10 protein-coding genes are annotated in these 14,267 nt (G+C 61.1%); 8 read left to right on the top strand and 2 right to left on the bottom strand.

Features of this window, described 5'->3' with window-relative positions:
- The first annotated feature begins 133 nt into the window (after nucleotides 1-133).
- The 8 genes from praA to BLV67_RS19765 all read left to right on the top strand — a co-directional run bounded on the left by praA (nucleotide 134) and on the right by BLV67_RS19765 (nucleotide 11,021).
- Nucleotides 134-628: an alkane oxidation protein activator PraA gene (praA, locus tag BLV67_RS19730; RefSeq protein ID WP_069788816.1), complete on the top strand. Its 495-nt coding sequence runs from the start codon at nucleotides 134-136 to the stop codon at nucleotides 626-628.
- 134 nt (nucleotides 629-762) lie between these two features.
- A complete protein-coding gene (praB, locus tag BLV67_RS19735; RefSeq protein WP_065912136.1) occupies nucleotides 763-1,275 on the top strand; it encodes an alkane oxidation protein activator PraB in 513 nt (170 codons plus the stop codon).
- Nucleotides 1,276-1,398: 123 nt separating this feature from the next.
- Nucleotides 1,399-2,844, top strand: coding sequence for an outer membrane protein transport protein (locus BLV67_RS19740; protein WP_065912138.1), 1,446 nt, complete (start codon nucleotides 1,399-1,401; stop codon nucleotides 2,842-2,844).
- 272 nt (nucleotides 2,845-3,116) lie between these two features.
- A complete protein-coding gene (locus BLV67_RS19745; protein WP_069788817.1) occupies nucleotides 3,117-5,642 on the top strand; it encodes an acyl-CoA dehydrogenase in 2,526 nt (841 codons plus the stop codon).
- A gap of 111 nt (nucleotides 5,643-5,753) precedes the next feature.
- Nucleotides 5,754-7,097 (top strand): 3-oxoacyl-ACP reductase, encoded by a 1,344-nt coding sequence (locus tag BLV67_RS19750; RefSeq protein ID WP_065912142.1) that lies wholly within the window; start codon nucleotides 5,754-5,756, stop codon nucleotides 7,095-7,097.
- A gap of 3 nt (nucleotides 7,098-7,100) precedes the next feature.
- The gene (locus BLV67_RS19755; protein WP_069788818.1) at nucleotides 7,101-7,991 is read left to right on the top strand and encodes a MaoC/PaaZ C-terminal domain-containing protein; all 891 of its coding nucleotides are present in this window, start codon (nucleotides 7,101-7,103) and stop codon (nucleotides 7,989-7,991) included.
- The gene (locus BLV67_RS19760; protein WP_065912147.1) at nucleotides 7,988-9,286 is read left to right on the top strand and encodes an acetyl-CoA C-acetyltransferase; all 1,299 of its coding nucleotides are present in this window, start codon (nucleotides 7,988-7,990) and stop codon (nucleotides 9,284-9,286) included. The genes BLV67_RS19755 and BLV67_RS19760 overlap by 4 nt, the downstream gene beginning before the upstream one ends.
- Nucleotides 9,287-9,317: 31 nt before the next feature.
- Nucleotides 9,318-11,021 carry an AMP-binding protein gene (locus BLV67_RS19765; RefSeq protein ID WP_069788819.1) on the top strand — a complete coding sequence of 568 codons (1,704 nt, stop codon included), beginning with the start codon at nucleotides 9,318-9,320 and terminating at the stop codon, nucleotides 11,019-11,021.
- Between the two features lie 957 nt (nucleotides 11,022-11,978).
- Here the strand turns inward: BLV67_RS19765 and BLV67_RS19775 are convergent.
- Nucleotides 11,979-12,953 carry an NAD(P)-dependent oxidoreductase gene (locus BLV67_RS19775; RefSeq protein ID WP_069788820.1) on the bottom strand — a complete coding sequence of 325 codons (975 nt, stop codon included), beginning with the start codon at nucleotides 12,951-12,953 and terminating at the stop codon, nucleotides 11,979-11,981.
- Entirely contained in the window at nucleotides 12,950-14,242 is a 1,293-nt protein-coding gene (locus BLV67_RS19780; protein ID WP_069788821.1) for an MFS transporter, read from the bottom strand. Before BLV67_RS19780 ends, BLV67_RS19775 begins: the two co-directional genes overlap by 4 nt.
- Nucleotides 14,243-14,267: the final 25 nt, after the last annotated feature.

Consider the following 14,267-nt stretch of genomic DNA (forward strand, 5'->3'; position numbering starts at 1 on the left):
CTGAACTAACGCGTGTGTGGGTGAACGCGGGGTCTGTGTACCACGCAGGCTTTCTTCGCCCGGGATTCATCGGTTTTATTGCAAGTTAGTGGTTTGACCCTACAACAATAATTTCAAGGGAAGGACGTACACCATGCAAAGCCCTGCCAACTTTACTGCCCATGTCATCCTGGCCGCACTGGGTCTGATGGTTTACCAACAGGCCCAGGCTGCGCGGATCGAGCCGGCCGGCAGCGCCTTTACGGCCCAAGGTCCGATCAGCTTTTCCAAGGGCGCGCTGATCAGCGCCGACTGCACCATCAAAGTGGCCGGCAAGGTCGCGGCCGATGGCACGTCGGTGAATGTCGATAAAGTTGAATTCGACGGCGGCCTTAAATGCAGCCGTGTCGAGGCCATCAACTTACCCTGGGTACTCATTGCCAAAGACACTAAAAGCGGCTCGATGTCGAACATCAGCGTGGATGTGCATGCCTTCGGTTTAGGCGGCAAGTGCGGCCCGTCCACCGCCGACGGTACCTGGGATAACGCCACCGGTAAGTTGGAAGCGGCGAATGTGCCGATTGGCGAAGACTGCAAGATCAAGACGGTGTCGATCAAGATGCCGCCGACCTTCAAAGTGGTCGAATAAACGAATTCTAAAACTGTAGCGGTATATGCATTGAAATTTGGCTGGAAAGGGAAGTTCTGCAGTTTCACCGTGACCTCTCGATCATGGCCATTACCCCTGGCGAAATGATTCGCCATAACATGTGAGGAAAAACAATGAAAAGCTTGAAAACTCTCGTGTCGTTGACTGCTCTGGCTGTTTGCATGGGTGCTACTTCCATGGCGAGTGCAGCCACCATTTCTCCTGCGGGCACGGGCTTTTCCACGCCTGCCGGGACCATTGCGGTGTCGTCGCCGGCGTCGTTCGGTGCGCCTGTTTCCTGCAATATCGTGTTCACCGGTAGTGTGGCTGCCGACGGTTCCGCCGCTGCTATTACGGGCGCGACCGTCAGTGGTGCCAACCCACTCTGTGGCGTGCCGGTGTTGCTGGGTCTGCCTTGGACCTTGACGCCAACCTCCACCGCCACGGGTGCAGGTGTGTATGCGGGTACCGTGTCCGGTGTTAACTTCAAGATTGTCAGCAACTGCGCCAGTGGCCCGACCACGATCAACGTGCTCTACAACAACAACACCCACACCATCACCCTGCCATCTGCTCAAACGGTCGGCAGCTGCAAGATTACTGCTCTGAACGCCGCTCCAACCCCAGCAATCACCGTAAATCCTTGATAGCAATGCGTTGGACGTGATGATCACACGTTGAAATGCAGGTGCTCCTTTCGGGGCACCTGTTGAGGAAAACCAGGGACGGTAGGCCCGGCCGTGGTGGATAAAAATAATAAGGAGTGGAGCATGAATAATAAGAAACAACCGGCCCAGACGTTAATCGGCTTGGCATTGTTGGGCGGTCTCATGGTCGCGGGCGGTTCGGTGCAGGCCGGCGGCTTCTCGACTCCTACATTTGGTGCCCAAGGTTGGGGTCGTGCGTTCGGTGGTGGTTCGTTGTTCAAGGACGACCCGTCTTCGGCGTACAACAACCCGGCTGCCATGGCGTTTATCGACCAAACTATCGCGCAGCAAAACGTCATTTATGCGCGCGTCAATATCAAGTTCAAAGGCAATGCCACTGATTACAAAGGCGACCCTGCCTCTGTAGGGGTGTTGGACGAATTTGGCGGCGTTACCTCTACGCCGCGTACGGGTGACGGTGGCGAAGGCGGGTTCACCGCTTGGCTGCCGACCGGGTTCCTGGTGATACCGATTAACGATCGCTTCAGTGTTGGTCTGAGCCAGGTGGTGCCCCAGGGGATGAAGTCGACCTGGGACCCGGATTGGAAAGGCCGCGATTTTGCGGTGGACACCAAAATCGAAACCGTGGGCCTGACCGGTTCGCTGTCCTTCAAAGTTAATGACCAGTTCTCTATCGGTGGCGGCGCCATCGTTCAGCATACGAGTGGGTTTGTCAGCCAGAACGTCGACTTGTACGCAGCCGCGGCAGTGTCACCGGGGCTGGGCGGCTTTGGTATTCCCTTTCCATCCGGGGTGGGCCAATCGCTGATTCGGGTCAAGGTCGATAATACGTCTGTGGGTTGGTTTGGCGGCATGGCGTGGAAACCCACCGACCAGGATACCGTTGGCTTCAACTACCACGCCAAAATCAAGAACAAGCTGGAGGGCAAGTACAAATTCAATGCCGACCCAGGCAGTCGGTTACTGATGACTGACGCAGGCGGCGACGGCTTGACGCTGGTTGAGCGCGCTTACCCAGGCTTGAAACTGTTCCCGGACGGTGCCAACGCCAGCACGCAACTGGACATCCCGGCGACCGCTGCCATCGATTGGGTACACGTGTTCAATGACCGCTTCACCCTGGGCGCCAGTGCCTTGTGGACCCAGTGGTCTTCCTTCAAGGCCCTGACGTTGAAGTCTGACGGCAATACCATTGTGTCGATTCCCTACAAGTACAAAGACGTGATGATGTACTCGCTGGGCGGCGACTATAAGCTCACTGACGATTTCACCCTGCGTGCCGGTGTTGCCTATGATCAAACGCCTACCCGTGACTCCACGCGGGATCCGCGCATTCCTGACGGTGATCGTTATTTCGCCTCGTTGGGTTTTGGCTACAACATCAAAGCGGTTCCAGGCTTGAGTGTTGACGGCGCCTACTCGCGGCAGTTTGTACAAGAGGTCAAGCTCAAGACTGTCAACGAAGATCGCCTTGGGGCTGCGCGCCTGGATGGCAAGGTGGACAGCAAAGGGGAGGTGGTTAGCCTGTCGGCCACTTATAAGTTCTAACCCACAATCTGTGCGTGCTCAGGTGTGAAGTGGTCAGTCGGCGCATCTTTCTGGCGCTTCACACCCGTGCTGTACATGCTCCGTTTTTGTAGTTTTCCCGATGCAGAAACCGGCTGATTCGATCAGCCTATTTTTTTTGCGTATGCATTAAATAAAAATTTCAAAACAAAATTTGAATTTATCCTTTCAAGTTTGTAGTGTGGCTTTACGCCCTCGTTCATCCTGAACGGGCGACGCGCATGCCATACCCTGAATTGAGTAGAGGTATCCCCATGGTTATCTGGTTATTGATGGGTGTCGCCGCCGCGATTGCCCTGGCCTATCGACAAGCCGCCGCGGCCCTGTGGCTGGGCGTCGGCCTGGTCTGGCTGGCGCTTGGTTATCTGTTCAATGTGGTCGCAGGCGTTGGCGCCAGCGTCGCAGCCATCCTGGTGGTACTGCCCGCTGTGCTGATGACGATCAAGCCGCTGCGCCGCACACTGCTGACCAGCAAGGCGCTGGGCCTGTTTCGCACGATCATGCCGGCGATGTCCGACACCGAGCGCGCGGCCATCGAGTCCGGCACCGTGTGGTGGGACGCTGAGCTGTTCAGCGGCAAGCCGAATTGGCAGCGTCTGCTGCAAGCCGCGCCGGCCAGCCTGAGCGCTGAAGAACAGGCGTTCCTCGACAACGAAGTGGAAACCCTTTGCGACATCGCCAACGACTGGGAAACCACCCAGGTTTGGCAGGATATGTCCCCCGAAGGCTGGCAGTACACCAAGGACGCCGGGTTCCTGGGCATGATCATTCCCAAGCAGTACGGCGGCAAAGGCTTCTCTCACTATGCGCATTCGCAGGTGGTGATGAAGCTGTCGACGCGCTGCTCGGCGGCGGCGATTTCGGTGATGGTGCCCAACTCCCTCGGCCCGGCTGAACTGCTGCTGCATTACGGCACCGATGCCCAGCGCAATTACTATTTGCCGCGCCTGGCACGCGGCGAAGACATCCCGTGCTTTGCCCTGACCAGCCCATACGCCGGCTCGGATGCCGGGGCGATTCCAGACCTGGGCATCGTCTGCAAAGGTGTGCACGAAGGCGAGGAAGTGCTGGGTTTCAAAGTGACCTGGGACAAGCGCTACATCACCCTCGGCCCGATTGCCACGGTGCTGGGCCTGGCGTTTCGCGCCGAAGACCCGGACGGTTTGCTCGGCAAGGCCGGCTCGCTGGGCATTACCTGTGCGTTGATCCCCACCTCCCATCCGGGCGTGAACAGCGGTCGTCGGCATTGGCCGCTGAACGCGGTGTTCCAGAACGGGCCGACCACCGGCAAGGATGTGTTTATTCCGCTGGAATGGGTGATCGGCGGCCGCGAACAGGTCGGCAATGGCTGGCGCATGCTGATGGAATGCCTGGCGGCCGGGCGCGCGATTTCGCTGCCGTCGGCCAATGTCGGCCTGGGCAAGGTGGCGGTACGCGGCACCACGGCTTATGCGGCGATGCGCAAGCAATTCGGCCTGCCCATCGGCAAGTTCGAAGGCGTGCAGGCGCCCTTGGCGCGCATGGCCGGGCATCTGTATGCCTGTGATGCGGTGCGCAAGGTCTCGGTGGCGTCTTTGGATGCGGGTGAAAAGCCTTCGGTGATCTCGGCGATTGCCAAGTACCACGTCACCGAGCGCGCGCGGATGATCGTCAATGACGGCATGGACATCGTGGCCGGCAAAGGCATCTGCATGGGCCCCAACAACTTCCTGGCCCGCGCCTACCAGCAAAGCCCGATTGCGATCACGGTAGAGGGCGCGAACATCATGACCCGCTGCCTGATCATCTTTGGTCAGGGGCTGATTCGTTGCCATCCGTATGTGTTCCGCGAGATGGAAGCGGCGCACAACCCGGATCGGCGCAAAGCCCTGGAAGCCTTTGACAGCGCGATGTTCGGCCACCTGAGTTTTGTGCTGGCCAATACCGTGCGCGCTGCGGTGCATTCGCTGACCGGCGGGCGGCTGCTTGCCGCACCGGCCAAGACCGACCCGGCGCTGGCGTCCTACTACCGCCAGGCCAATCGGCTGTCGGTGGTGCTGGCGTTGATCTCGGATGTGTCCATGGGCGTGCTCGGCGGTGCGCTCAAGCGCAAGGAAAGTATCACCGGGCGCCTGGGCGATATTCTGTCGCAGCTGTACATCTTGTCCTGCGTGCTCAAGCGTTTTGAGGACGACGGTCGGCCTCAGTCCGACTTGCCGCTGGTGCACTGGTCGGCCCAGGACGCGTTGTTGCGCGCCCATGAAGCCCTGGCCGAAGTGCTCGACAACTACCCGTCGAAACCGGCGGCAGCCGTGGTGCGTGCCTTGAGTTTTCCGTTCGCTATTCCCCTGCACAAACCCTCGGACCGCCTGCTGGCCCAAGTGGCCGACGTGGTGCAAACCCCCGGCGAAACCCGCGACCGCTTGCTGGCCAATTCCTACATCCCGCGCCCGGAAATCGACAAGCTGGCCTATGGCGAATTGGGCTTGCGGCTGTTACCGCAGGTGGAGCTGATCGAAGCGCGGCTCAAGCCTGCGATCAAGCAAGGCCTGATCGAACCGATGCCGATTTCCGCCACCGCCTTCACCGCCTGGCGCGTCAAGGCGCGGGCGCTGGACCTGATCAGCGATGAGGAAGACAGCTTGCTCGGGCGTTATGTGGAATATGCCGACCACGGTATTCAGGTCGACGATTTTCCGCAGGATTTTGGCTTGTTGGAGGCTTTGCAACAGCGCAAGCAAGCCTTGGAGCCGACGACCAAACGCCGCAGCAGCCAAAGCGAAAACGCCTCAGTTAGTTAACACGGTCAGTGTGGGAGCTGGCTTGCCTGCGATAGCGGTTTACCTGGCACACCGCTATCGCAGGCAAGCCAGCTCCCACACTGGATCGGGTTTACAGGGAAAGAATGTTTTATGAGTGACAACTACCTATCCTTCGTCAATTCCCCCTGGGGCCGACGCCTGGCCCAGGCCATTGGCCTGCCGCAACCCTTGCCATTGCAACGCCACCGCAGCGGCCAGCAGGGCCTGGCCAACCCGGTGATTGTCGCCGGGGCAGGGCGCCTGGGTGCGCAGGTGCAACAGCTCTTCAAAGACACCGACACCGTCGTCGCCACGCCGGCAACCCTCAAGGCGCCGTCTACGGTCAAGGTGCAGGGCGCGGTATTCGACGCCACGGCGGTGCTCGACCTGCACCAACTCGACGAGCTCTACCTGTTCTTCCACGCCAATGCCAAGCGCCTCGGCCAGCACGGCCGCGTGGTGGTGCTCGGCACCGCGCCGGAACATTGCCAGGACTTGCCCCAGGCCATCGCCCAGCGTGCCCTTGAAGGGCTGGTGCGCTCGCTGGCCAAGGAATTGCGTCGGGCGATCACGGTGCAATTGATCTACGTGGCGCCGGGCGCCGAAGACGCGCTGGACAGCAGCCTGCGGTTCTTTTTGTCACGCCGCTCGGCCTATGTGTCGGGCCAGGTGGTGCGCCTGGAAAAACCCGTGGACGCCCAGGTGGCGGTGAACGGGGACAAACCCTTCGCCGGTCGCCGTGCCCTGGTCACCGGCGCCTCCCGTGGCATTGGGCTGGCAATTGCCCAGGTGCTGGCCCGCGACGGTGCTCATGTGGTGTGCGTTGACGTGCCCCAGGCCCAGGCGGCGCTGCTTCAAGCCGCCGACAGTGTGAACGGCTCGGCCTTGCCGCTGGACATCACCGCAGCCGATGCGGCCGCGCTGTTGCAGGCGCATGTCAGCCAATACGGCGCATTCGACGTGGTGGTGCACAACGCCGGGATCACCCGCGACAAAACCATCGCCAAAATGACCGAAGCCGCCTGGCGCAGTGTGCTGGCGGTCAACCTCGAAGCGCCGTTGCAGCTCAGCAGCGCATTGTTGGAGGGGCAGGGCTTGAACCCCGGCGGGCGGATTGTGTGCGTGTCGTCGATTTCCGGTATCGCCGGCAACCTTGGGCAAAGCAACTACGCCACCTCCAAGGCGGGCGTGATTGGCCTGGTGCAGGGCCTGGCACCTCAGGCGGCCGCGCTGCACGTCACGGTGAATGCGGTGGCGCCAGGGTTTATCGAAACCCAGATGACCGCGAAAATCCCGCTGATGATCCGTGAGGCCGGGCGGCGCATGAACTCGTTGTCCCAGGGCGGGCAGCCGATCGATGTGGCCGAGACCATCGCCTGGCTGGCGCACCCGGCGTCCGGCGGCGTCAATGGCCAGGTGGTGCGCGTGTGCGGCCAAAGCCTGTTGGGAGCCTGAGCCATGGACTATGTGACGCAGATCATCGACCCGCCACCGTCGCGCACCCAGCTGTTGCTGGACGGCGTGCGCGCACTGCGCAAACCCAAGCTCGACGGGCCGCCGCCGCTGCCCACCGCGCGCCTGGTGCGCTCGGCGGTGGAGCTGAGTGCCGCTGGCATCGCCGACTATGGCCGCGCCTGCGGGTTTCGCCGTGAGCAGGGCGTGCCACTGTCTTATCCGCACGTGCTGGCGTTCCCCTTGCACCTGATGTTGCTGACCCGGCCAAGCTTTCCGTACCCGGCCAGTGGCATGGTGCACCTGGCCAATCGCATTCGTCAGCACCAGCGTTTGCACGAAGGCCAGGCCTTGCGCCTGGAAGTGTATTGCGAACGCTGGGTGGCGCACCCCAAGGGCCAGGCGCTGAGCATCGCCACCCGCGCCTTTGCGGCGGATACGCTGGTGTGGGAAAGCGACAGCCTGTACCTGCGCCGCGACGTCAAAGACCCGGTTGGTGAGCCTTGGGAAGACGTATTGCCCCTGCAGGAAGACGGCCTGTTGCGCACCCAGCGCTGGGTGCTGCCCGCCGACCTGGGGCGCCGGTTTGCCAAGGTCTCGGGGGATTTCAACCCGATTCACACCTCGGTGATCGGCGCCAAAATCTTCGGCTTTCGCCGTGCCATCGCCCATGGCATGTGGACCCTGGGCCGCGCACTGGCGGCGCAGCAACCGCCGGGCGGCCTGGATCAGGCCCAGGCGCATTGCGACTTCAAGCTGCCGATCTTCCTGCCCGGCCAGGTTGCGCTGTGGAGCCGCCCGGTGACCGGGCCGCGCCGTGAGTTCGAAGTGCGCAATGGTGCCGGTGATAAACCGCATATGCGTGGGCTATTTATTTGGAAAGAGAGCCACGAATGAGTGACTACAGTTTCAACCCGGCCCCGACCCGCCGCGTGGCGATTATCGGCGGCAACCGTATCCCGTTTGCCCGCTCCAACACCGTGTATGCCCACGACAGCAATCAGGACCTGCTGGTGGCGGCCCTGCAAGGGCTGGTCGAGCGCTATAACCTGCACGGCCAGCGCCTGGGCGAGTTTGCTGCGGGCGCGGTGATCAAGCATTCGCGGGACTTCAACCTGGCGCGTGAGGCGTTGCTGTCCACCACATTGTCACCTGACACGCCGGCCTACGACGTGCAACAAGCCTGCGGTACCGGGCTGGAAGCGGCCTTGCTGGTGGCCAACAAAATTGCGCTTGGCCAGATCGAAGTGGGTATCGCCGGTGGCGCCGACACCACCTCGGATGCGCCCATCGGAATCAACGAATCGCTGCGCCACACCTTGCTGGCGGCCAATCGCGCCAAGGGCATGGGCGCCAAGGTGAAGACCTTGCTGAAGGTGCGTCCGTCGATGTTTTTCAAGCCGCTGCTGCCGCGCAATGGCGAGCCGCGCACCGGTTTGTCCATGGGCGAGCACTGCGAAGCAATGGCCAAGCGCTGGCAGATCAAACGGCTGGCCCAGGATGAACTGACCCTCACCAGCCACCAGCGCCTGGATGCGGCCTATAAGCGTGGCTTTTTCGATGACCTGATCAGCCCTTATCGCGGGCTGGCACGCGACAACAACCTGCGTGCCGACACCAGCCTTGCGAAGCTCGCCGGCCTTTCGCCCGCCTATGATCGCCAGAACGGCACGCTGACGGCGGGCAACTCCACGCCGCTGACCGATGGCGCCTCGGTGGTCTTGCTGGCCAGCGAAGCCTGGGCGGCCGAACAGGGTTTGCCGGTGTTGGCCTACCTGCGTACCGGCGAGACTGCCGCAGTGAACTTTGTCGACGGCACCGAAGGCTTGTTGATGGCGCCGGCGTATGCCGTGCCGCGCATGCTCAAGCGCGAGGGTCTGGGGTTTGCCGACTTCGATTTCTTTGAAATTCACGAAGCCTTTGCCGCCCAGGTGCTGTGCACGCTCAAGGCGTGGGAAGACCCCGAGTATTGCCGCGAGCGTCTAGGCTTGGAGGCACCGCTGGGCGCCATCGACCGCAGCAAGATGAACGTCAATGGCGGCTCCCTGGGCTGTGGCCATCCGTTCGCCGCCACCGGTGGCCGGCAACTGGCGGCGCTGGCCAAAACCATCCATGAGAACGGGGGTGGGCGCGGCCTGATTTCGATTTGTGCAGCCGGCGGGCTGGGCATTACCGCCATCGTCGAAAAATAGCCTGATCAAAAACAACAATAAGGAGACTGCCATGAACGCTGTAAGCCAGGAACACACCGAACGGATCTGGTTGAACGCCTACTTGCCGGGCGTGCCGGCGGACATCGAGGCCGGTATCGAGGCGTACCCGTCGCTGCGCGAGGTGTTCCTGGAGCACCTGGAAAAATTCCGCGAGCGGGTCGCCTACGTCAGCATCGGCACCGAAATGACCTACGCCGACTGGCAGGTGCAAGGCCAGGCGTTCGCCGCGTGGTTACAGGGCCAGGGCGTGAAAAAGGGCGACCGGGTGGCACTGATGATGCCCAACTGCTTGCAGTACCCGATCTGCCTGCTGGGCACGATCCTGGCCGGCGCGGTGGTGGTCAACGTCAACCCGTTGTACACCTCCCATGAACTCAAGCATTTGCTCAAGGACAGCGAAGCCGAAACCCTGGTGATCTTTGAAAACTTCGCCCATACCTTTGAAAAAGTCGCGCAGGGCAGCCGTGTCAAACGCGTGGTGGTGGCGGCCATTGGCGATCTGCTGGGCACCTTCAAGGGCGCGGCGATGAACTTTATCCTGCGTCGCGTGCAAAAGCAGGTGCCAAAATTTCATCTGCCTGGCGCAGTGCGGTTCAACAACGTGTTGAAACAGGGGCGGGCGCTGAACCATTTTCCGGTGGAGATGCACCTCGATGAACTGGCGTTTCTGCAATACACCGGCGGCACCACCGGCGATGCCAAGGGCGTGATGCTCAGCCACCGCAATATCATCGCCAACCTGCTGCAAGCCAAGGCCTGGGTCGGTGATCAGTTGGATCAGGACAAGCAGGAAACCAACGTGACCTTGCTGCCGCTGTATCACATCTTTTCGCTGACGGTGAACTGCCTGATGTTCATGTGCCTGGGCGGGCGCAACATCCTGATTGCCAACCCACGGGACGTGAAACGGGTGCAGATGATTTTGCGCAAGGAGCGCTTCAATGGCATTGCCGGGGTCAACACCTTGTTTAACGGCTTGCTCGAAAACAAGGAGTTCTGTGCGCGGGATTTCTCTGACCTGCGCATGGTGATTGCGGGCGGCATGGCCACGCACACGGCGGTGGCCAAGCGCTGGAAGGAGGTGACTGGGTTGCCGATCATCGAGGGCTATGGGCTGACGGAGTGCTCGCCGGTGGTGAGCATCAGCCCGATCAACATTGCGCGCATGCGCGAGATGGAATTCACCGGCAGCATCGGCGTGCCGCTGCCGTCGACCTGGGTGCGGTTTATGCGTGAGGATGGCGAGCTGGCGGAGATTGGCGAGCAGGGTGAACTGCAAGTGCGTGGCCCGCAGGTGATGCAGGGGTACTGGAAGCGGCCCAAGGAAACGGCTGAAGTGCTGGATGCGGAGGGCTGGCTCTCCACCGGGGACATCGGGGTGATGGATGAGCGTGGGTATATTCGTCTGGTGGACCGCAAGAAGGACATGATCCTGGTGTCGGGGTTTAACGTGTATCCCAATGAGATTGAAGACGTGGTGGCCTTGCATCCCGGTGTGGGGGAAGTGGCGGCGATCGGGGTGGAAGATCCGGTGACGGGGGAGAAGGTCAAGATCATTGTGGTACGCAAGGACCCGAGCTTGACCCAGGAGCAGATCCTGGCCCATTGCCGGGAATATCTCACGGGGTACAAGGTGCCCAAGTATGTGGAGTTTCGCAGTGTTGAGTTGCCCAAGACTACGGTGGGTAAGGTACTGCGGCGGGCGTTGCGTTGATTTGATTTGAGGGTTAGGGGCTTTAAGTGTGGGAGCTGGCTTGCCTGCGATGGCGGTTTGTCGGTGTACATATCCGTTATTCGGGTAACGGCGGCTTATGGTTCCGCTCTTACAGCGGGTCACTTTTGGCAAACGCCCCAAAAGTAACCAAAAGGTCTTCGCCCCACCACTCGGTGCCTCGCCTAGGCTCGGCATGCCCGCACTCCGGCTTGAATCCGTGGGCCGCCGCGATGGGCCATCCTTGGCCCAGCGCGGCTAACCCGGCGTCCTGCCGGGTTACCCACGGATTCAAGCCTGCGTTCGGCCATCGTGGTTAACGGGGCGCCTCAGATCAAAAGCAAGATCAAAAGCAGAGCACGGCGGCCTGAAAGCCGACCTGAGTGGTTGAGGCAAGAGCCAGATCAAGTGCAAAGCAAAAGCCTGTCTACCTGATGCAACATAGTCTAAATGTGGGAGCGGGCTTGCTCGCGAAAGCGGTGGGTCGGTCAATTCATCTGTCACTGACCCACCGCATTCGCGAGCAAGCCCGCTCCCACAGTTGACCGAGTATGGCTCTGCTGTTGCTGTTGCTCCGGCCCTTACATCCTTTTCGATGACGAAGTCAGCGGTCTTTTGATCTGCGCTTTTGATCTTGATCTTGATCTGAAATCGCCCCGTCAAACACGATGGCCGGAATTCGACAGGGATTTGGGGGGTAAACCGGCAGGGATGCCGGTTTAGCCGCGCTGGGCCAAGGATGGCCCATCGCGGCGGCCCCCCAAATCACTGTCGGATTGCGGGCATGCCGAGCCACAGCGAGGCACCGAGTGTTGGGGCGAGGACTTTTTGCTTACTTTTTGGTCCTTCAAAAAGTGAGCCGCCGTAAGGGCGGAACCCTAAGTGGCCGTTACCGCAGCAACGGATATGTACACAGCAGCGACGCCAGTCACCGAACCCGCCAACGGACCCACCGCAAGCTCAAGCATACACACTCGGATTAACCAGATTGTCCGGCCGCTCCCCAGCCAGCGCCGACAGCAAATTTTCCACCGCGCAAGCGGCCATAGCCTCCCGCGTCTCGTGGGTCGCCGAACCGATATGCGGTGTGGCCACCACATTGTTCAAGCGCAACAACGGCGAGTCATGACTTAACGGCTCGCGCTCAAACACATCCAACCCCGCCGCCCGAATCGTGCGTTGTTGCAGCGCCTCAACCAGCGCCGCCTCATCCACCACCTTGCCACGCGAGATATTGATAAAAATCGTCTCCGGCCCCATCAACGCAAACTCACGCGCGCCAATCAGCTTTTCGGTTTCAGCCGTGAGCGGCAAGGTCAGGCACACAAAGTCAGCCTGCTGCAACAACTCCGGCAAGCTACGAAACTGCGCCCCGAAGCGCTCCTCTACCCGCGGCTTGGGCGAGTGACTGTGGTAGATCACCGGCATGCCAAAACCAAAATGCCCACGCTGAGCCAGGGCTTCGCCGATGCGGCCCATGCCGATAATGCCCAGGGTCTTGCCATGCACATCGGTGCCGAAATGCGCCGGGCCGATGTTTTTGTTCCACTGGCCGGCGCGCACCATTTCGGCCAGTTCGACCACCCGGCGGGCAGTGGCCAGGATCAACGCAAAGCCGGTATCCGCTGTGGTTTCGGTCAGCACGTCCGGGGTATTGCTGAGCAGGATGCCGCGTTGGGTCAGGTAGTCGATGTCGTAGTTGTCGACGCCCACCGACACACTGGCCACCGCTTCAAGCCTGGGGGCCAGGTCGAGCAGCTTGGCATCCAGGCGCAGGCTCGCACCCAGCAGGCCGTGGGCGTTGGGCAAGGCGTCACGCAGCCGGGCCAGGCCGGGTTCGTCGAGGGCGTCAATCAGGGTCACGTCGACGTGTTCGTGCAAGCGAGCCATCAATGGCGCGGAAAGTTTTTTGTACAAAACGACAGACTTTTTCATGAGGTTTTTACCTTCAACTCCAGGGTTGGCACCGGCACGCGATCACTGGCGCCGGGCTTGAGGAAAATCGTCAGCACCACGGCTAACATCAGCGCGCCGCTCATCAGCAGGTAGGAGGCGCCGGGTGAACCGGTGCTGCTATTGAGGTAACCGACCAGGTACGACCCGCCGAACGAGCCCAGCGCGCCCATGCTGTTGATCAGCGCCATGGCGCCGCCGGCGACGTTGGCCGGGAGGATTTCCGGGACGATGGCGAAAAACGGACCGTAAGGCGCGTACATGCACGCCCCGGCGATGACCAGCAGGGTGTAGGACCACCAGAAGTGCTCAGCACCCAGCGCGTAGGACGCGTAGAACGCGATCGAGGCAATCAGCAGCGGCGGCCACACAAAACGTTTACGTTTTTGCAGCTTGTCCGAGCCCCACGACACCGCCAGCATGCCGATCACCGCCGCGAGGTACGGCAGCGCCGAGAGCCAACCGGCTTCGACCATGTCCATCTGCAAGCCGGCCTTGAGGATCGACGGCAGCCACAGCACAAAGCCATAGACGCCGATGCTCCAGCAAAAAAACTGCAGCGCCAGGATGATCACCTTGGGCGAACGAAAGGCTTCGGCGTAGTTCTTCACCGCCTTGATCCCGACCTGTTCGGCGGCCAGGGCGCTTTGCAGGTCTTGTTTATGCCGCTCGCTCAGCCACTGGGCGTCGGCGGGTTTTTCATCCGCCAGCTTCCACCAGATAAACGCCCAGATCACCGCCGGCAGCCCTTCGATGATAAACATCCAGCGCCAGCTGAAGTGCTGCACCAGGTAGCCCGACACCACCGACATCCACATCATGGTCACCGGGTTGCCGAGGATCAGGAAGGTGTTGGCCCGTGAGCGTTCGGCACGGGTAAACCAGTGGCACAGGTACACCAGCATCGCCGGCATCACCGCCGCCTCGACCACGCCGAGCATGAAGCGAATGGCGATCAGCATATAGGCGTTGGACACCACGCCGGTCAGCGTGGCCAGGCTGCCCCACAGAATCAGGCTGACGAAAATCAGCTTTTTAACGCTGCGTTTTTGCGCGTAGATCGCGCCCGGCACCTGGAAGAAAAAGTAGCCGAGAAAAAACAGCGCGCCCAGTAATGACGACATGCCGGGGGTGATCATCAGGTCTTCGGCCATGCCGGAGGCCGCGGCGAAGCCGTAGTTGGCGCGGTCCAGGTACGCCAGGCTGTAGGTGATGAACACGATAGGCATGATGTACCACCAGCGGCGGGTGGCGAGTTTCACAGTTTCCATGGGGTTGCTCCTGAGCTTGTTGTAG

The organism is Pseudomonas salomonii, from assembly GCF_900107155.1.
In the GTDB taxonomy this organism is placed as follows: domain Bacteria; phylum Pseudomonadota; class Gammaproteobacteria; order Pseudomonadales; family Pseudomonadaceae; genus Aquipseudomonas; species Aquipseudomonas salomonii.